Annotated in this window: 17 protein-coding genes and 1 pseudogene; 8 read left to right on the top strand and 10 right to left on the bottom strand. The window is 70.2% G+C overall.

Annotated features, from left to right (window positions below):
• Positions 1-8: 8 nt before the first annotated feature.
• Positions 9-974 (bottom strand): winged helix-turn-helix transcriptional regulator, encoded by a 966-nt coding sequence (locus NQK81_RS14135; RefSeq protein WP_257488555.1) that lies wholly within the window; start codon positions 972-974, stop codon positions 9-11.
• Positions 975-1,071: 97 nt separating this feature from the next.
• Here NQK81_RS14135 and NQK81_RS14130 point away from each other — a divergent pair, with 97 nt between their 5' ends.
• Positions 1,072-2,547, top strand: coding sequence for a carotenoid oxygenase family protein (locus tag NQK81_RS14130; RefSeq protein ID WP_257488554.1), 1,476 nt, complete (start codon positions 1,072-1,074; stop codon positions 2,545-2,547).
• On the opposite strand, the gene NQK81_RS14125 is transcribed toward NQK81_RS14130, so the two are convergent.
• Positions 2,496-2,975 (bottom strand): hypothetical protein, encoded by a 480-nt coding sequence (locus tag NQK81_RS14125; RefSeq protein WP_257488553.1) that lies wholly within the window; start codon positions 2,973-2,975, stop codon positions 2,496-2,498. The two genes, NQK81_RS14130 and NQK81_RS14125, sit on opposite strands and share 52 nt — an antisense overlap.
• Before the next feature lie 90 nt (positions 2,976-3,065).
• Positions 3,066-3,935, bottom strand: coding sequence for an alpha/beta fold hydrolase (locus tag NQK81_RS14120; RefSeq protein WP_257488552.1), 870 nt, complete (start codon positions 3,933-3,935; stop codon positions 3,066-3,068).
• Between the two features lie 61 nt (positions 3,936-3,996).
• Here NQK81_RS14120 and NQK81_RS14115 point away from each other — a divergent pair, with 61 nt between their 5' ends.
• Positions 3,997-4,734 carry a TetR/AcrR family transcriptional regulator gene (locus NQK81_RS14115; RefSeq protein ID WP_257488551.1) on the top strand — a complete coding sequence of 246 codons (738 nt, stop codon included), beginning with the start codon at positions 3,997-3,999 and terminating at the stop codon, positions 4,732-4,734.
• Between the two features lie 276 nt (positions 4,735-5,010).
• On the opposite strand, the gene NQK81_RS14110 is transcribed toward NQK81_RS14115, so the two are convergent.
• The gene (locus NQK81_RS14110; RefSeq protein WP_126735552.1) at positions 5,011-5,643 is read right to left on the bottom strand and encodes a TetR/AcrR family transcriptional regulator; all 633 of its coding nucleotides are present in this window, start codon (positions 5,641-5,643) and stop codon (positions 5,011-5,013) included.
• Positions 5,644-5,844: 201 nt separating this feature from the next.
• On the bottom strand, positions 5,845-7,209 hold the full coding sequence (locus NQK81_RS14105) for a sensor histidine kinase (RefSeq protein WP_257488550.1): 1,365 nt from the start codon (positions 7,207-7,209) through the stop codon (positions 5,845-5,847).
• A 77-nt stretch (positions 7,210-7,286) separates the two neighbouring features.
• Here NQK81_RS14105 and NQK81_RS14100 point away from each other — a divergent pair, with 77 nt between their 5' ends.
• The 3 genes from NQK81_RS14100 to NQK81_RS14090 are packed head-to-tail and all read left to right on the top strand — an operon-like array spanning position 7,287 to position 9,567.
• The gene (locus tag NQK81_RS14100) at positions 7,287-7,799 is read left to right on the top strand and encodes a P-loop NTPase family protein (RefSeq protein WP_257488549.1); all 513 of its coding nucleotides are present in this window, start codon (positions 7,287-7,289) and stop codon (positions 7,797-7,799) included.
• A complete protein-coding gene (locus NQK81_RS14095) occupies positions 7,796-8,455 on the top strand; it encodes an ATP-binding cassette domain-containing protein (RefSeq protein ID WP_257488548.1) in 660 nt (219 codons plus the stop codon). Before NQK81_RS14100 ends, NQK81_RS14095 begins: the two co-directional genes overlap by 4 nt.
• On the top strand, positions 8,452-9,567 hold the full coding sequence (locus NQK81_RS14090; RefSeq protein WP_126735558.1) for an ABC transporter permease: 1,116 nt from the start codon (positions 8,452-8,454) through the stop codon (positions 9,565-9,567). Before NQK81_RS14095 ends, NQK81_RS14090 begins: the two co-directional genes overlap by 4 nt.
• On the opposite strand, the gene NQK81_RS14085 is transcribed toward NQK81_RS14090, so the two are convergent.
• The 5 genes from NQK81_RS14085 to NQK81_RS14065 form a co-directional block, all read right to left on the bottom strand.
• Positions 9,561-10,265: a response regulator transcription factor gene (locus NQK81_RS14085; RefSeq protein WP_126735560.1), complete on the bottom strand. Its 705-nt coding sequence runs from the start codon at positions 10,263-10,265 to the stop codon at positions 9,561-9,563. The two genes, NQK81_RS14090 and NQK81_RS14085, sit on opposite strands and share 7 nt — an antisense overlap.
• Positions 10,266-10,341: 76 nt before the next feature.
• Positions 10,342-11,814: an apolipoprotein N-acyltransferase gene (locus NQK81_RS14080; protein ID WP_257488547.1), complete on the bottom strand. Its 1,473-nt coding sequence runs from the start codon at positions 11,812-11,814 to the stop codon at positions 10,342-10,344.
• Positions 11,815-11,883: 69 nt separating this feature from the next.
• A complete protein-coding gene (locus NQK81_RS14075; protein ID WP_257488546.1) occupies positions 11,884-12,690 on the bottom strand; it encodes a sugar phosphate isomerase/epimerase family protein in 807 nt (268 codons plus the stop codon).
• Positions 12,690-13,841 carry a dihydrodipicolinate synthase family protein gene (locus NQK81_RS14070; protein WP_257488545.1) on the bottom strand — a complete coding sequence of 384 codons (1,152 nt, stop codon included), beginning with the start codon at positions 13,839-13,841 and terminating at the stop codon, positions 12,690-12,692. The genes NQK81_RS14075 and NQK81_RS14070 overlap by 1 nt, the downstream gene beginning before the upstream one ends.
• A gap of 78 nt (positions 13,842-13,919) precedes the next feature.
• The gene (locus NQK81_RS14065) at positions 13,920-14,960 is read right to left on the bottom strand and encodes a LacI family DNA-binding transcriptional regulator (protein ID WP_257488544.1); all 1,041 of its coding nucleotides are present in this window, start codon (positions 14,958-14,960) and stop codon (positions 13,920-13,922) included.
• A gap of 38 nt (positions 14,961-14,998) precedes the next feature.
• Here NQK81_RS14065 and pip point away from each other — a divergent pair.
• The 3 genes and pseudogenes from pip to NQK81_RS14055 form a co-directional block, all read left to right on the top strand.
• Positions 14,999-15,889: pseudogene (gene pip, locus NQK81_RS45520) on the top strand (prolyl aminopeptidase); the annotation flags it as partial.
• A gap of 111 nt (positions 15,890-16,000) precedes the next feature.
• Complete coding sequence (locus tag NQK81_RS45515) at positions 16,001-16,408, top strand: nitroreductase family deazaflavin-dependent oxidoreductase (RefSeq protein ID WP_443092897.1); 408 nt, start codon at positions 16,001-16,003, stop codon at positions 16,406-16,408.
• Between the two features lie 63 nt (positions 16,409-16,471).
• A complete protein-coding gene (locus NQK81_RS14055) occupies positions 16,472-17,242 on the top strand; it encodes a lysophospholipid acyltransferase family protein (RefSeq protein ID WP_257488542.1) in 771 nt (256 codons plus the stop codon).
• Positions 17,243-17,272 lie beyond the last annotated feature (30 nt).

Raw genomic sequence — 17,272 nt, 5'->3', positions numbered from 1 at the left:
GATTTACGTCACCTGGGCGGCGTGGGCAGCTGGACCGGGCCGCCGAACCGGACCCGGTTCCGCAGCAGCGGCCGCCAGCAGTGGTCGCACAGCAGGATCGGCTTCAGCCGGTTGCCGCAGTCCACGTGGTCGAGCGTGATGTCCGGCTCCTGGCCAGGGACCTCGAAACCCCGTGACCACTCGGCGATGAAGGCCAGCGCGGGGAAGAACGCGAGCCCCTTCGCCGTCAGCCGGTAGTCGTGCGCGTCGGTGCGGGTCTTCGCGGTGCCGGTCCGCAGCACGCCGACGTCCACGAGCTTCGACAGCCGTCCCGAAAGCACGCTTGGCCCGATGCCGAGTTCGCGTTCGAACTCCGAGAAGTGCCGTGCCCCGAGCAGCGCGCTCACCACGAGCCCGGTCGACCACCGGTCGCCGAGAAGTTCCATGGTGTCCGGGAAGAACATCAGCGGGTCGCCCGCGAGGGAGTCGGCGTCCTTGCGGCGGAAGCGTTTCGACGCGGTCGCTTCGACGACGCCGGTGTCGTCGAGCCGCCGCGCGCGGACGTCGCGGGCGTCGACCCGCCGTTCGCAGGCGGCGCAGCCGAGCGGTGCCGAGGTGGCCAGTTCGCAGTCGAGGTGGATCAGCGTCGGCAGGACGGCGCGCCGCCCCTCGACCCATTCCCGTTCCCAGGCCCAGATCGAGATCAGCAGCGGCCACAGTTCGAGGCCGCGTTCGGTGAGCCGGTACTCGTGCCGGGTGCGGCGCGCGTCCCGGTACGGCGTGCGGACGAGCACGTCCGCCTCGACCATCGCGCGCAGCCGCCCGGACAGCGCGGTGGGGGAGATCCCGAGCCGTAGCCGGAGTTCTTCGTAGCGGCGGAAGCGCAGGAAAAGGCTCTGCAGGATCAGCAACGTCCACTGATCCCCGAGCAGTTCGAGCGCGCGGCGCAGTGGATCGCCCGCCGGTCTGACGCGGTGCGCCGTCGCCTCTGTCACGTGCTTCCTTCCGAGGGGGTGTCGCGGTCAGCGTACTACTGACTACAGCAGTAGAAGCCTATTGACACCTGACTACAGCAATCGTAGTGTCTCGGCCATGACGAGCACCTCCGAGCAGCCGGTGCTGGTGGCAGCCCCCACCGGCGAATCCGAGGTCAACCCGTATCTGATGGGCGTCTACGCCCCGGTCGGGGAGGAGATCGACGCGAGCGATCTCGAAGTCGTCGGCGAGATCCCCGCGGACCTGAACGGCGTGTACCTGCGCAACGGGCCCAACCCCCGGTTCGAGCCGCGGGGGCGCTACCACTGGTTCGACGGCGACGGCATGATCCACGCCGTCCACCTGGAGAACGGCAAGGCCCGCTACCGCAACCGCTGGATCCGCACCAAGGCCTTCGAGGCCGAATCCGCGGCGGGCAAGGCGCTCTGGAAGGGCGTCATGGAATCGCCCGAGGGCAACCCGTTCGGCAACACGCACGGCCTGAACGTCAAGGACAGCGCCAACACCGACCTGATCTTCCATCGCGGCAAGGTGCTCTCCACCTGGTACCTGTGCGGCACGCCGTACGCGGTCGACCCGCTGTCGCTGGAGACGCTGGGCGCGGAGGACTTCCTCGGCACGCTGGTCGGCGACATGATGGCCCATCCGAAGGTCGACGAGCGCACCGGCGAGATGTTCTGGTTCGACTACGGGCCGCGGCCGCCGTACCTGCGTTACGGCGTGATCGGCGCGGACGGCGAGGTCGCGAGCACGACCGAGATCGAACTCCCCGGCCCGCGCCTGCCGCACGACATGGCGATCACCGAGAACCACGCGATCCTGATGGATCTGCCGCTGATCCAGGACAGGGAAGCGGCCCGCAACGGACGGCACAAGCTGCTGTTCGACCGCTCACTGCCGAGCCGGTTCGGGGTACTCCCTCGCTACGGTGACGGTAGCCAGATCCGCTGGTTCGAAGCCAGCCCCTGCTACATCTACCACGTCGTCAATTCCTGGGAGCAGGGCGAGGAGATCGTCCTCGACGTCTGCCGCGTGCAGCGGCCGCGGCCGCGCGCCGACGCGCACACCCCGCTCGCCAAGATGCTGTCGTACCTGCGGCTGGACGCCTCGCTGCACCGCTACCGGTTCAACCTGCGGACCGGGCAGTGCCTGGAGGACCAGCTCGACGACGACAACACCGAATTTCCGTCCGTCGACTCGAGGGTGGTCGGCGGCCGGAATCGCTTCTCCTACGCGGTGCACATCTCGCCGGATTCGACGCTCAAGTTCGACGGCCTGGTGTGCTACGACAATCGTGCCGGCGCCAAGACCGAACACCGTTTCGGTCCGGGCCGGTGGGGCAGTGAGGCGCCGTTCGCACCCCGCGACGGCGCGGCCGCCGGTTCCGACGACGGCTATCTGGTGACCTTCGTCCAGGACGAGCGTGAGGGGCGCTCGGAGCTGGACATCTTCGACGCCGCCGATCTCGCTGCCGGACCCGTGGCCAGGGTCCTGTTGCCCCAGCGTGTCCCGCTCGGTTTTCACGCGACCTGGGTCCGGGCGGACCAGCTGGAACCTTCCCGTAGCCGATGATCCCCTTCGTGCCCGCCCACCGGAGGGGTGTGGGCAGGCGCAGGGCCGGAAAGCCGTGTCCGAGTCGCCCCTTCCAGGGGGTGGGGCGACTCGGGCTCGGCGGCCGCCAGCCGGCGCCGTACCGCTCCGGCCAGTGAGCCGAACGCGGTCGCGGCGGCGAAAACGACCGCGGCGACACCGGTCTCGGTGGTGAACTGCAGCTCGCCCAGCGAGCCGACGGTGAATCCGGAATGGACACCCCAGGCGATCACCGCCGTCCCGGCGGTCGCGGTCGCGCTCGTCGCGATACCGGTGGCGAGTACGACCAAACCCAATGCCAGCAAGGAAATGATGTGATGTCGCGCCGAGCCGAGCAGCCCGGCCGCCGACGCCGCGACGACGACGGAGACACAACCGAACGGGAAGCCGAAACACTCGGGTTTCCTCATCCGTCCAGGGAACACCACGTCACCGGGCAGACCACCGGAGTGAACGGCTTTTCTACGCCTCCGCCGGGATTCTTGACGGGATGCTGACCCTCAGGCCTTACGCGCGTGCGCGACGATCGCGTCCGCGATCGCGGGCCACAGCTGCCGCGGCAGTTCGTGCCCCATCCCCGGGAACAGCAGCAGTTCGGCGTCCGGGATCGCTTCCGCGGTCGCCTTCCCGCCGCTGACGTTGATGAGCGGATCGCTCTCGCCGTGGATGACGAGCGTCGGGACGCGGACCTCGCGCAGTTTCGCCGTGCGGTCACCGGAAGCGACGATGGCGGCGGCCTGCCGCAACGCTCCTGCGGGGTGATTCGCCCGGTCGTAGTTCCGGGTGGCCTTCATGCGCAGGAATTCGTCGTCGGACGGGTGACCGGGTGAGCCGACGAGTTTGAACCACTCGACACCGTCTTCGATCGCCTGCTCCCGGGTGGCCGCCGGTGGCCGCGTCAGCCCGGCGAGCGCGGCGGGCTCGGGATGCCCGACCGAGGGATCCCCGGTGGTGGACATGATCGACGTCAGGCTGAGCAGCCGCTCCGGCGAGTCGATCGCGAGCTGCTGCACGATCATCCCGCCCATCGACGCGCCGACGACGTGCGCGCGGCCGAAGCCGAGCGCGTCGAACAGCCCGGTGACGTCGGCGGCGAGATCGGACAGCAGATACGGCGCGGACGTCTGGTCGCCCGCGGCGAGCGCGGCCAGATCCGGCGTGGGGAGATCGTCCAGATAGGACGAAAGACCGACGTCGCGGTTGTCGAACCGGACGACGTGGAACCCGCCGGCCGCGAGCAGCTCGCAGAAGCCGACCTCCCACGTCACCATCTGGGCGCCGAGGCCCATCACCAGGACGAGTGGCGGGTCCGCGGGGGAGCCGAAGGTGTCGTACTCGAGTTCGAGGCCGTTGACACGCGCGCGGGGCATGGCACGATCCTGCCGGAAGCCCCCGCCGGACGACCAGCCGAATGCGGATACGGTAGCCCGCATGCCGACTTTCCCCGAAGACGCGGGTCCCCGCCCCAGGTCCCGCGCGGCTTCCGGACGGCCGGCCGTCACCAGGGACCGGATCGTCGACGCCGCGCTGGAGCTGTCGGCCGAATCGGGACTGGAGAACTGGACGCTGCGGCAGCTCGCGGCCGCCGTCGACGCCTACCCCGCGGTCGTCTACCACCACGTGGGCGACCGGGACACCGTCGTCGTCGCCGTGCTCGACCGGGTGGTCGGCGAACTGACCCTGCCCGACGAAACCCTGCCGTGGCGGGAGTGGTTCGCCGAGTTCCTGCCGACCGTGCGGAAGGTGCTGCGCCGCTATCCCGGCTCGGCGCGGCGGCTGGCCCTGTTCGGGCCGTCGGTCGCCGCCGCGGTGCCGACCATGAACACCGGTATCGGCCGTCTGCTCGCGGCGGGTTTCGGCACCGAGTCGCCGTTCGCGTACAACCTGCTGCTCGCCACCGCCTGCCAGTTCGTCGCGATGGAGGACGACCGCGAGAGCGCGATGGCGCTCCAGCTCGACCGCTGCGAGGGCTACGCGTCGTACCGCACGCGCGAGGACTTGCCGGGGATGGCGGCGCTGGGCGAGTCGATCTCGGCGCTGGTCGCGGATCCCGACCTCGCAGCCGGTTACTACGAGCGTCTCTACGATTACGCGGTGCAGCGCTGCCTCGACGGACTGGCGCTCAGGCTCACCCAGTTGAACGCACTCGGAAGTTTGACAGAGCCGTGACAGCGAATCGGCGTAGTGTGGAGGAATACCGGTGCTCGTCACCGGTCATGAAGCCCCTGGCACCAACCTCCCCCTCGAGGTGCCGGGGGCTTCTCTATGGCTGAGGTCGCCGGTCCGTGAAGGCCTCCTTGCCTACCCTGAAGGTAGTGAAGAAGGCCTTCGCGGACTATGCGATCGCCGGCTCAGCCGAGGAAACTCGACGCGCAGTACATGAAGGCTCCTTTCCTTGCGCCAGGCGCAAGGAAAGGGGCCTTCATGTACTAGGGCGGGGCTTCTCTAGGCCCGCGGAGCCGCGCGCTGGATCTCGGGAAACACCTCGCCGACCAGCGTGACCAAAGACTTGCTGAGCAGCGTGTGCACCTGTGAGCGATCGAGCGAGCCGCGCACGAGCCATTCGCGGCCCGCCGCCTTGACCATCCCGCCGAACGCGCGGACCAGCGCGTTCAGCTCCTGCCCGTGTTCGCTCTCGCGGGAGAGCCCGACCGCTTCGAGTACCCGGTCGGCCGATTCGCGATCGGCCTCCTCCAGGATCCGTTCGACCTCGAGGTCGCGGCCGATGCCCTCCGGCGCGATCGCGGCCAGCCACATCTTCTCCTGGCTGGTGACCATGTCCAGGAACCAGTCGATGGCGACGTCGGCACGCAGTTCGAGCGGCCCTTCCGGCAGGATCTCGACCGCGAGCCGCGGCACGGTCAGCGCGCGCCGGATGATCTCCAGATAGAGCTCGCGTTTGGTGCCGAAGTAATGGTTGATCAGCCCCCTGGCGACCCCGGCCTCCGCCGCGATGTCCGAAGTGGACACTTCCGAGTACGGGCGGTCGGAGAAAAGGCGGGCCGCGCAGGCGAAGATCTGCTCCTTGCGCTCGTCCGGTTCCAGTCTCCGCCATCTCGGCGCCGGCTCGGTGGTCATGCGGACAATCTTCCCACGATCGATTCAGCCCGGCTGGGCAGTGGGCGAATCCCTGTGACATCAAAAAGCAAAGTGTCAGTTAATCCGGCGTGTACCGTCTGTTGGCCCGCTGGTCTTTACCGTCTTCATTCAGGTGGCATGCCGTGCGCGCTGTCGGGGCGCGTTTGCCTCCTACCGGCCCGGCCTGGCGAGTAACCCCCCCTAGCTCGCCAGGACCGGGCCTTCTTCTCGCGGTGAGGGACGTTCGGCTGGCAAGAGCAGCGTGAACGTCGTCGGCGACGGGCTGGTCAGCCGCAGCCGCCCACCCTCCGCTTCGGCCAGGCTCCGCGCCAGCCGCAGCCCGATCCCGTTGCCCTCGTGTTCCTCGGTCCGCTCGGCGGTCGCGAACGGATCGTGCCCGTCCGGGATGGCGCCCTCGTCGCTCACGTCGATGGCCAGCGCGTCCCCGGCGTCGCGCGCCAGGACGGAGACCGTGCCGCGCCCGTGCGTCGCCGCGTTGTCCAGCAGGACGGCGAGCACCTGCCGGACGGCCGCGTCCGCCGCCCGCGCCGGGAGCGCCTCGCGTCCGCTGATCCGCAGTGCCCGGCCCCGTCCGGCGAGCAGTCCGTGCCAGGTCTGCCGGACCTCTTCGAAGAGTTTGCCCAGGTCGAGCCGCGCACGCGGGGCCCTGGTCTGCTTGGCCAGCGCCAGCAGGTCGTCGATGGTGCGTTCCAGGCGGTCGGCCGACGCGATGCCGTCGCGGATCGTCGCGTAGGGGTCGCGATCAGGGCTTTCCAGCGCCGCCTCGAGTTGCAGGCGCAGCCCGGTCAGCGGCGTCCGCAGCTGGTGGGAGGCGTCGGCGGAGAAGGTCCGCTCGCGTTCCAGCGTCTCGCCGATCCGCTCGGACGTGACGTCGAGCGCTTCGGCGACCTGATCGATCTCGCGGACCCCCGTCCGGCGAGCGCGGACGGTGAAATCGCCCTCGCCGAGGCGTTCGGCGGTGGCGGCCAGATCCTCCAGCGGCCGGGCCAGCCGGGTGGCGATCCGCCGCCCGATCAGCCAGCTGGCCCCGATCGCGACCACGGCGAGCACGATCATCTTGAGCCAGGTCAGCCGGATCTGGGCGTCCAGTTCGGACCGGGGATGGGCGGCGCGGACGACCCCGACCAGCGACTGCCCGCTGAGCACCGGGACGGCCAGGACGACCTCGTCCTCGCGGGTCCCGGTCGCCATGTCGGTGTAGTGCGCTTCGCGGACGAAGCGGTCTTCGCTGGCAGGGCCGTTGCCTGCCAGAATCCTGCCGGTCGGGGTGTAGACCGCGACCCTGATCCCGCGGATGCGGTCCTTGTCCGGTTTGATCGGCAGGAGTTCCGGCACCCGGCCGTTGGCGAGATCGCCGGTCACGTCGAGCACTACGGCGTCGGCGACCCGTTCGAGGTCGTGGGTCGAATTGCCCTCGTGGAACCGGGCGACCGCGACGGCCAGCGGCGCCCCGAACAGGGTGATCGCCAGCACCGCGGCCAGCACGGTGAGGGTGACGATCCGGCGGCGCACGGACAGAGTGTGGCCGACGAGCGCGAGGATCACCCACTCGACGCGATATTTTGCCGTCCGTTGACCTGAGATCAAGGCGATGTTGACCCCGTTCGCCTTACCTTGGGGCCATGCGCCGACGTGCCGCCGTCATGGCAGGCCCGGGGCCCGGATCCGTCCCCCTCGTCCGGTTCGCCGTCCCGGGCGAGTGTGTGGCCGTGCTGCCCGCCGGAAGTGGCGACGCCCCCGGCGGCGCTCCAGGTGCCGGCATGCTGCTCAGGCGCGGCAACCTCTTCGATCACCTCACCGTCGCGCGGAACGTCGTGCTGGCGGGACGGCTGGCCGGCCGCTCCCTCCGCGCCGCGGACGACCTGCTCGAACTGGTCGGGCTGGCCGGCCGCGGCGACGACTATCCGGGCACGCTGTCGGCGCTGGAAAGCGCCCGTGCCGGAGTCGCGGTCGTGCTGGCCGGAGCCCCGGATACGGTCGTCGCCGACGAACCCGCCGGAGAACTCGACGGGCTCGCCGCGCTCGAACTCATGGATCTGCTGTGCGCCGTCGCGGCTCGCGGGACGGCCGTCGTCGTGGCGACCCGCGACCCCGAGATCGCGGCGGCCGCGCACCGGATCGTGAGAGTGGCGTGACGGCACCACTGGTCCGCACCGACGAGCTGGCGCACACCTACGGTTCCGGGCTGACCGCCGTGGTCGCCGTGCACGGCGTCACCTGCGAGATCCGCGCGGAGACCCGCGCGGTGGTGACCGGCAGGGCGGGCGCCGGGAAGACCACGCTGCTGCATCTGCTCGCCGGGATGAAGAAACCGACGGCGGGCACCGTCGACTGGCCCGCCTTCGATCCGTCGCCGCCGGGCCCCGACCTGATCGGGCTGATGCTGCAGGACGGCGGGCTGCTGCGGGATCTCGACGTCCGGCTCAACGTCGCCCTGCCGCTCGTGCTCGCCGGCCGGACCGGTACGGCGGTCCGCGACGCCGTCGACGGCGCGCTGGAGCTGGTGGGCCTGGCGGGGTTCGCCAAGAAGGCGCCCCGCGACCTGACCGGTGAGCAGATCCGGCTCGCCGTCCTCGCCAGGGCGCTCGCGCCCTCGCCGAAGCTGATCCTCGCCGACGACCCCGCGGGCTGGCTCGACCAGCGCGAGGGGGAGCGGCTCCTCGGCAGGCTCGTGCTGGCCGCGGACCAGCTGGGCGCCGGGCTGCTGGTGGCCACGGCCGAAGAGGCCCCGGGCGGGTTGTTCGGCGAGCGCTGGTCGATGGTCGACGGGAAGCTGGTGCGGGACCGGTGATCGCGGCGATGGCGTTGTGGGTCGGCGGGATCGCGCGCGTGCGCCCCGCCAGGCTCGGTGTCCCCGCGGCCGGGGTCGCGATCGTGACCACGCTGCTCGCGGTGCACGACTGGACCGGGAACCTCGCGCCGCGCTGGGTGCCCGCGATGGTGCTCGTGGTGCTGCTGACCACGCCCTCTGCGCGGGTGCTGCGGGCGGATCAGGATCTCCTGCGTGCCCGCGGCGCCACCGGTGGGCAGGTACTCGGCCTGGCCGCCGCCGAAGCCGTGACGGCGGGCCTGGCAGGTGGCGTCGCCGGGGCCGCCCTGTCGCTGGCCTGTGGCTTCTCGTCCGGCTCCGGGTTCGCGCTCGTCCGGGAAATCGTTCTCTTGCTGCTCGCCGGCACACTCGTGGCGGTACTGGCCATCCTGCCCCCGGCGCTGCGCGAGTGGTACTTCGTCCCGGCCGACGGCGGTCCGCCCTGGTGGTCGCCCTACGGCCTCGACTTCATCCTGCTCGCGCTCGCCTTCGTCTGGCCGTTGTTCGGCTGGGCGGGCGGCACGATGCTGCTGTGGCGCTTGGTGGAGCTGGGGCTGCGCAAGGGAAAGCGGGTCATCGGTGGTCTGCTCCGGCCGCTCGTCTCCGGGCTGGCGGGGGTGCTCGCGCTGTCCATTTCGTGGCGGAGCGCGCTTCTGGCGCGGTCCGTGGTGCTGGTCGCGCTGGCGGTGGCGTTCGCCATTTCGACCGCCTTCACCAAGGACGGTTGCGGCGAGGCCAAGGTGGACCTGATCGCTTCGCTGATCCTCGCGGCCGCCGCGGCGGGGCCCTCGTTCGGCGCGGCGCTCAACGAACGCAGGCGCGACCTGCTGATCGTGAGCACGCTCGGCGGGAAACGCCGCCAGGTGGCCGCGTTCATCGCGGGCGACGCGCTGGTCGTCGGGGGCGGGGGCCTGATCGGCGGGCACCTGCTCGGGGTGCTGTTCGTCTTCGTCGCGGGCCTGGAGCGAGTGCCTTCGCCGCACGGGTACTTCGGGCTGCTGGCGGCGGTGGTGGTCGTGTCGTGCGTGGCGGCGTCGGCGTGGATCGCGCGGCTCGCCGCCCGGGACGAGGTCTCCGACCTGCGCGACTACTGATTCTCGAAGGGCTGTTCGAGACGGTAGCCGTGGCCGCGCAGCGTCGAAATCCTCGGCGCCTGCTCGGGCGTGGGCGCCGACTCGGTCAGCTTCCGGCGCAGCGCGGCGATGTGGACGTCGAGGGTCTTCGTCGAGCCGTACCAGTGCGCGTCCCACACCTCCGACATCAGCGTGTCCCGGCTGACCGCGACGCCCGGCTGCTCGGCCAGCCGGGCGAGCAGATCGAACTCCTTGGCCCGCAAGGAGATCTCCCGTCCGCCGACGCTGACCCGGCGGCCGGCCGTGTCCACCCGCAGATGGCCGATGGCGATCGCGGGCCTGCTCTCCGGCGGAGCCGTCCCGCGCCGCAGATGCGCCCGGACCCTGGCGAGCAGCTCGCCGAGCCGGATGGGTTTGGTGAGGTAGTCGTCGGCGCCGGCCTCCAGGCCCACGACGACGTCCATCTCCTCCTGCCGTGCGGTCAGGATGACCAGGACGGCGCCGGGAAGCTCCGCCCGCAGCCGACGGCAGACCTCGACGCCGTCCAGATCCGGCAGGCCGAGATCGAGCAGGACGAAGTCGATGTCGCCGTCCGCGGCGGCCGCGAGCGCGGTGCGGCCGTCGCGCTGCCACGAAACCTCGTAGCCGTGCAGGCGGAGGGTCGATTCGAGGACACCGCCGATCGCGTCGTCGTCTTCCACCACCAGCAGTTTCGGCATGCGGGGGAGCTTAACCGTTGAACACTGTTCTTTTCGGGTATGACGTTAGGAACACCACCTCTTCCGTAACGGGGCGCTAACGTTTCCTTCGATATGTCCATAAAGGACAGAGTGCGGCCGCCGCGAGGCACAGCCAGGCGAACACGTCACCGACACGGCTGTACACGGTCTGTGTTCTCGGCTGCACCGGCAGATCCGCGACGAGCGTCTGCTGATCGGTGCGGTAGAAGTCGGCGTGCCCGAGGACGCGGCCCTGGCTGTCCACAGCTGTGGACTTCCCGTGGGTGGAGTGCCGGAAGAGGGCGTAACCGTTTTCCACCGCGCGGAAGCCCGCCTTTTCCGCGTGCAGCGTGCCGAAGCCCGGCCAGTCGTTGGCGGGGACGAGCATGAGCGAGGTCCCCTTGTCCGCGGCTTGGCGCATCAGGCCGGGGAAATCGGCGTCGTAACAGATCACCGCCGCGAGCCGTCCGTACGGTGAATCCGCGGTGGGGACATCGCCCGGGCCGGGGGTCATCGGTTCCATCGGTGTCGGATGCGTCTTGTCGTAGGTCCACAGCGCCTCACCGGACGGCGCGACGAGCACGACCACGTTACGGATGTAAGGAGCCTGCGACGTGTAGAGCGCGTACGCGAGCCCGACGTGGATACCGGCTTGCTTCGCCTGGTCGCCGACCCGCTTCAGCAGTGCCGCCTGATCGCGTTCCAGGACGCGGGCGTGGGTCTCCGGCCAGAGCACGATCTTCGCTCCCGCCGACGCCTGCTGCCCGGTCCTCGTCACTAGATCGTCGGTGACCGGCGCGAACGCCGCACCGACCGCGGCCGGGTCGGCGGCGGCGACTTCCTCGGCGCGCCAGTACTTGACCCCGGCGCGGTCCAAGGCTTCGGAACCGGCCCGGTCCGCCTCGGCCGACGGGCTGATCCCCGCGATCCGCACGGTCTCGGTCGTGGGAGCGTCGAGCAGCAACCGCAGGCCACCGGCCGCGAACACGACGCCGAGCAGGCAAACGTGGACGACGACCGTGCGCTTGACCGGCCGCCACCCTTCCGCCCAGACGGTGTTCGCCACCGAGGCGAACCACGCGAGGACGAAGGTGAGGCCGTACACGCCGGTCACGGACGCCGTCTGGAGCAACGGCAGGTTCGTGGCCTGGGTGCTGCCGAGCGCGCCGAAGTCCCCGAAGCCGGTGATCACCGTGAAGAGGTACTCGCCCGCGACGAGCGTCACCGGGAACACCAGCGTCCTCAGCGCCCCGGCGCGGCCGGCGAGCAGCCGATCGGCCAGGAACGCCGTCGTCTGCAACACCGCGAGCAGAGTGAAGGCGAGCAAGGCGGAGAGCACGAACAGCAGACCGGTGACCCCGAGCCAGAACAGCTGCCCGATCAGCAGGGACAGGCCCACCATCAGGATCGCGCGCCGCACCGGCACCAGGCGGGCGTAGTGGAGCAGGAAGACCGGGAACACCCAGGCCGCGAGCGGAACGTTCCAGTCGGTGTGGACGGCGAGCAGGAGCAACGCTGTGCCCAGCCACCAGAGCAGCCGTGGTTTCATACCGCGAACGGTAGGAAACCACGGCCGCCCGGACAGCGGACCTTGGGCAGCGAGGGACCCTTACTTTCGTCAGGAAACGTGGTCCCGGTAGGCCTGGACGGTCTCCGCGAGCACCTCGCCGCCGGGACGCCGCCAAAGGTCGGCGTCGAACACCTCGACCTCGATCGGTCCGGTGTACCCGGCGGCTTCGACGCACGCCTTGAGGTGCCGGTGGTCGATCGGGCCGTCCCCGGGCAGCGCGCGGCCGAGCAGGGTGTCGGTCAGCGGGACCTTCTGGTCGCAGACGTGGAATCCGGCGATCCGGCCCGCCGCCGCGGCGATCGACTCTTCGATCCGCGGGTCCCACCAGACGTGGAACTCGTCGACGATCACGCCGACCTGATCGGCCGGATGCTCACGTGCGATCGACAGCGCCTGGTCCACAGTGGACAGGACCGAGCGTTCGGCGCACTGCATGGGGTGCAACGGTTCCAGGCCGAGGAGGACCCCGCGTTCACCGGCGTACGGCGCCAGCTCGCCGACCGCGTCCGCGACCCGCTGCCGCGACGAGGCCAGGTCGCCGTTCACCCCGCCGACGACCAGGACGAGGACGTCCGCGCCCAGCGCGGCGGCTTCGTCGATCGCCTCCCTGGTCTGCGCGACACCGTCCACAGGGGACCCTTCGGGAGTGACCCCGGTGAAGAAACCGCCACGGCACAACGACGACACGCCGACGTTGTACTCCTTGAGCAGCCGGGCGGTCTCCTCGACACCGGTCTCGGCGACCTTGTCCCGCCACAGGCCGATCCAGCGGACGCCCGCCTCGGCGCAGCCCGCGACGGCTTCCGGCAGCGACCACGCCTTGGTGGTGATCTGGTTCAGGCTCAGCCGGTCCATCAGGCCACCCCCGCCGCGGCCAGCAGCGGCCGCATCCGCGCGACGGCGAGATCCGGGTCGGTGAGCGCGCCGGCGGCGTCCGCCAGGCGCAGCAGCTCGGCCAGATGCGTGATGGAGCGGGCCGACTCGCGGCCGGCGACCATACGGAAGTGATCCTGGTGCCCGTTGAGATAGGCGAGGAAGACGACGCCGGTCTTGTAGTTCCTGGTGGGCGCGCGGAAAATGGCGCGGCTCAGCGCCACCGTCGGGTCCAGCAGGCCGTGGAAACCGGCCTTGTCGCCTTCGTCGAGCCGGGCGAGCGCGGCGCCGGCGACCTGCGCGACGGCGTCGAAGATGCCCAGAAGCGCTTCGCTGTGGCCCTGGTCGTCCCCGGCGATGAGCTCCGGGTAGTTGAAGTCGTCGCCGGTGTAGCACTTGACGCCCTCGGGGAGCGCGCGGCGGAACTCGGTCTCGATCGACGCGTCGAGCACGGAAACCTTCACTCCGGCGATCACGTCGGCGTGCTCGGCGCAGAGCCTGCCCAGTTCCTCGGCCGCCTTACGGACATCGCCGTGTCCCCAGTAGCCCGCCAGTGCGGGGTCGAACTGCTCACCCAGCCAGTGCAGCAGGACCGGGCGGTCCGCGCCGGAGAGCAGTTTCCCGTACGCGGCATGGTAATCCGCGGGTCCGGAAGCCGACGCCGCCAGCGCCCGGCTGGCCATCACGACCGGGACCGCCCCGGCCTCGCCGACCAGGTCCAGCTGCTCGCGCCAGGCATCCACAATGGACCCCGCGGTAGCTTCGCCGTCGGGGAGCTGGTCGGTGCCGACACCGGCCACCCACGGCCGTCCGGCGGCGAGCGCCCCGGTGCGCCGGATGAGGTCCTTGGTGGTCGCCCAGTCCAGGCCCATCCCGCGCTGCGCGGTGTCCATCGCTTCGGCGACGCCGAGACCGCAGGACCACAGGTGCTCGCGGAAGGCGAGCGTGGTGTCCCAATCCAGTACCGCGCCTTCTTCGGGATCGGCGGGGGCGAGCGGGTCGGCGACCACGTGCGCGGCCGCGTAGGCGATCCGGGAGGTCGGCGGCGACGCCGGTTTCGCGGGCGTTTCCGCCCCTCGGGGCGTCCACTCCGCCAGTCCGCCGTCGGCGGTGGGCAGGGCGATCAAGGTCATCGGGTCTCCGTGGCGCGGGGGTGAGAAAGCGCTTTCTCGGGCCACGGTAAGTCACCTCATGGGCCGTACACAAGGGTTTCAGCGAGCGGGAGCGGCGGTGCTGCGGCGCAGGACGACCTCGCCGGACATCCGCACCATCCGCGGCCGGGTGCCGGGGGAGGCCTTGAGTGCCAGGTCCATGGCCCGTTCGCCCAGCTTCTCCAGCGGCAGCGCGACCGTGGTCAGCGCGGGCGTGAGATCGCGCACTACCGGGATGTCGTCGAAACCGGCGATCGACATCTCGCCGGGCATGGAGACACCGGCGTCGCGCAGCGCCGACATCGCGCCTATGGCCATCACGTCGGTCACCGCGAACACACACGTCGGCCACTGCTTCCGCGGCCGGGCGAGGACCTTCTCCATCGCCTCGTAACCACCGTCGCGGGTGAACGCCGCCTCGACGACGTCGTCCTCGGCCAGTTCGACGCCGTGCTCCAGCAGCTCCGCGGCGAAGCCGTCGAGGCGGTCCACGACGGTGGTCAGGCTCTTCGGCCCGGCGAGCACGGCGAACCGCCGGTGCCCGAGGTCGAGCAGGGCCTTCGCCAATTCGGCGCCGCCACCGCGGTTGTCGGGCTGGACGGTGTCCACCTTGAGCCCGCGATGCCTGCTGACCGCGGCGACGTGCCCGCCGCCGCGCCGGTACGGTTCGAGTTCGGCGGCCATCGCCTTTTCCCACGCTTTGTCCTCGAACGCGGAACCGATCAGCAGAATGGCCGACGCGCGCTGGGCGCGCAGCGTCGAAACGTAGGCGACCTCCTTGGCCGGATCGCGGAAAGTGCTCGCGAGCATCACCAGAAGATCGTTTTCGTTCGCCACCCGCATGACCCCGCCGGCGATCGCGGCGAAATACGGATCGCCGACGTCGTGGCAGATCACCCCGACGGTGGGCTGTGAGCCACCGGCCAATGCCTGAGCGTGAGCATTGGGGGTATAGGACAGCTCGGAGGCCGCGGCGATCACTCGTTCGCGGAGATCTCCCCGGACGGTGGCGGTGCCGTTGAGTACGCGGGACGCGGTCGCGAGCGACACGTCCGCGGTGCGCGCCACGTCCTCCAGCGTCACGTGGGGGCGAGCCTTCATCGATCCTCCAAGCGGGCGTTTGGGGCATAGTGGCGGACATGCTCGGCCTTTACCCGGAAATCGAACCTTACGTCCAAGGGATGTTGCCTGTCGGTGACGGCAACGAGATCTATTGGGAGGAGTGCGGTGATCCCGGGGGCAAGCCGGTGATCTTCCTCCACGGTGGCCCCGGTGGCGGTTCGACGCCGAGACATCGCAGATTGTTCGACCCCGAGCGATACCGGATCGTCCTTTTCGATCAACGCGGTTGCGGGCGCAGCACGCCGAACTGCGCCACCCCGGAGGCCGATCTCTCGGTCAACACGACGTGGCATCTGGTCGCCGACATCGAGCGCTTGCGCGAGCATCTGGACATCGAACACTGGATGGTCTTCGGTGGCTCGTGGGGGAGTGTGCTCGGGCTGACCTACGCGGAAACCCATCCCGGACGGGTCACGGAACTCGTTCTCCGCGGCATCGCCACCTTGCGGGTGAAGGAACTCCAATGGCTCTACGGCGGGGGAGCGGCGTACCTCTTCCCGGAGGCGTGGTCGCGTTTCCTGGCCCCGGTGCCGTTTTCGCGCCGGCAGGAGAACCTGATCGAGGTCTATCACGAACTGCTGAGCCATCCGGATCCCTCGGTGCACGGCCCCGCCGCGATCGCGTGGAGCCGCTGGGAGGGGGAGACGGTCAAACTGCGCCCCCAGGACGAGGTGATCGACGCGTTCAGCGATCCTTCGTTCGCCCTCGCGATCGCGCGGATCGAGAACCACTACTTCCGGCACGGCGGCTGGCTGGCCGAAGATCAGCTGCTGCGCGACGCCGGGAAGCTCCGGGACATCCCGTGCGTTCTGGTCCAGGGACGCTACGACGTGGTCACCCCGGCCATCACCGCGTGGGAGCTCAGCCAGGTGCTGCCTTCCGCCGAACTGGTGATGGTCGGCGACTCGGGTCACGCGTTCGACGAACCCGGCACCCTGCACGAGTTGATCAGCGCGACCGACCGGTTCGCGTCAGACTGGGAGGGCGCCGGTACACCCCAGGACGAGAGGAACGCAGACATGCTTTTCGGTGACGAGCACGTCCGTCGCTACGAAGAGACCGACGGCGAGGTGGGCCACGACTGGGAGAAGGGCGCGCCCTGCCTCGTCCTCACGACGAAGGGCCGCAAGACCGGTGAGGACCGCAAGTTCGCGCTGATCTACCAGTTCGACGACGAGGGCAACCCGGTGATCGTGGCGTCCAAGGGCGGCGCGCCGGAGGACCCGGGCTGGTACAAGAACCTGCAGGCCAACCCCGAGGCCAAGGCCCAGGTCAAGGCGGACAAGTTCACCGTACGGGCCCGGACCCTCGAAGGTGAGGAGCGCGCGAAGCTGTGGGAGAAGCTCGCCGCGGTCTGGCCGGACTACAACGAGTACGCGAAGAAGACCGACCGCGAGATCCCCGTGGTGGTGCTCGAGCGCGTGTGATCCGCGCCGCGTTCGCGCGCGGTTCCAGCCGAACCGGGGCTGGTTCGGCTACGAATTACGTCCATGGTGCTGAGACCCCGTGAACGCTGGACCGCGCTGAGCCCCGCTTCGGGTGACCTGCTGACGTTCCGCCAGATGATCGCCTTCGGCCGGCGCTTCGCCCGCGCCGGCCGGGGCGCCTGGTTCGCCTTCGCGATCAACGTCGTGTGGCCGTTCCTGGTGCTGTTCACCCGGTTCCGGGTGCGCGGCGGGGAGCACCTGCCGTCGTCGGGCGGCTTCCTGGTGGCGTCGAACCACCTCTCGTTCGCCGACCCGACGACGGTGACGGCGTACTGCCTCGCGCACGGACGCGTGCCGCGCTACCTGGCGAAGGCGAGCCTGTGGGACGCGCCCGTCATCGGCTCGGTGATGCGCTCCGGCAAGCACATCCCCGTCTACCGCGGCGCGGCCACGGCGTCGGACGCGTACCGCGACGCCGTCAGCGCCGTCCGTGAGGGTGAATGCGTCGTCATCTTCCCGGAGGCGACCTTCACGGATCACCCGGATGGGTGGCCCATGCGCGGCAAGACCGGCATCGCCCGGATCGCGCTGGAAACCGGTGTCCCGGTGATCCCGCTGGCGAACTGGGGCACGCACCACCTGCTGCCGTCCGACGCCGTGCTCCCGCGCGCCTTCCCACGCAAGACGGTGAACCTGGTCGCCGGGCCGCCGGTGGACCTCTCGGATCTCGTGACGCCCTCGCCGTCCCGTGAGGTACTGGAGGAGGCCACGAAGCGGATCATGACCGCGGTGACCGACCTGCTGATCGAGATCCGCGGCTCGCGGCCCGAGTAGGCAGTCTCACCCTTCGGACCGTCCCGGCGA

This window comes from Amycolatopsis roodepoortensis, from assembly GCF_024628825.1.
Lineage (GTDB): Bacteria > Actinomycetota > Actinomycetes > Mycobacteriales > Pseudonocardiaceae > Amycolatopsis > Amycolatopsis roodepoortensis.
The sequence above is the reverse complement of the archived record's forward strand: the minus strand, read 5'-3'. Positions and strand labels throughout refer to the sequence as shown.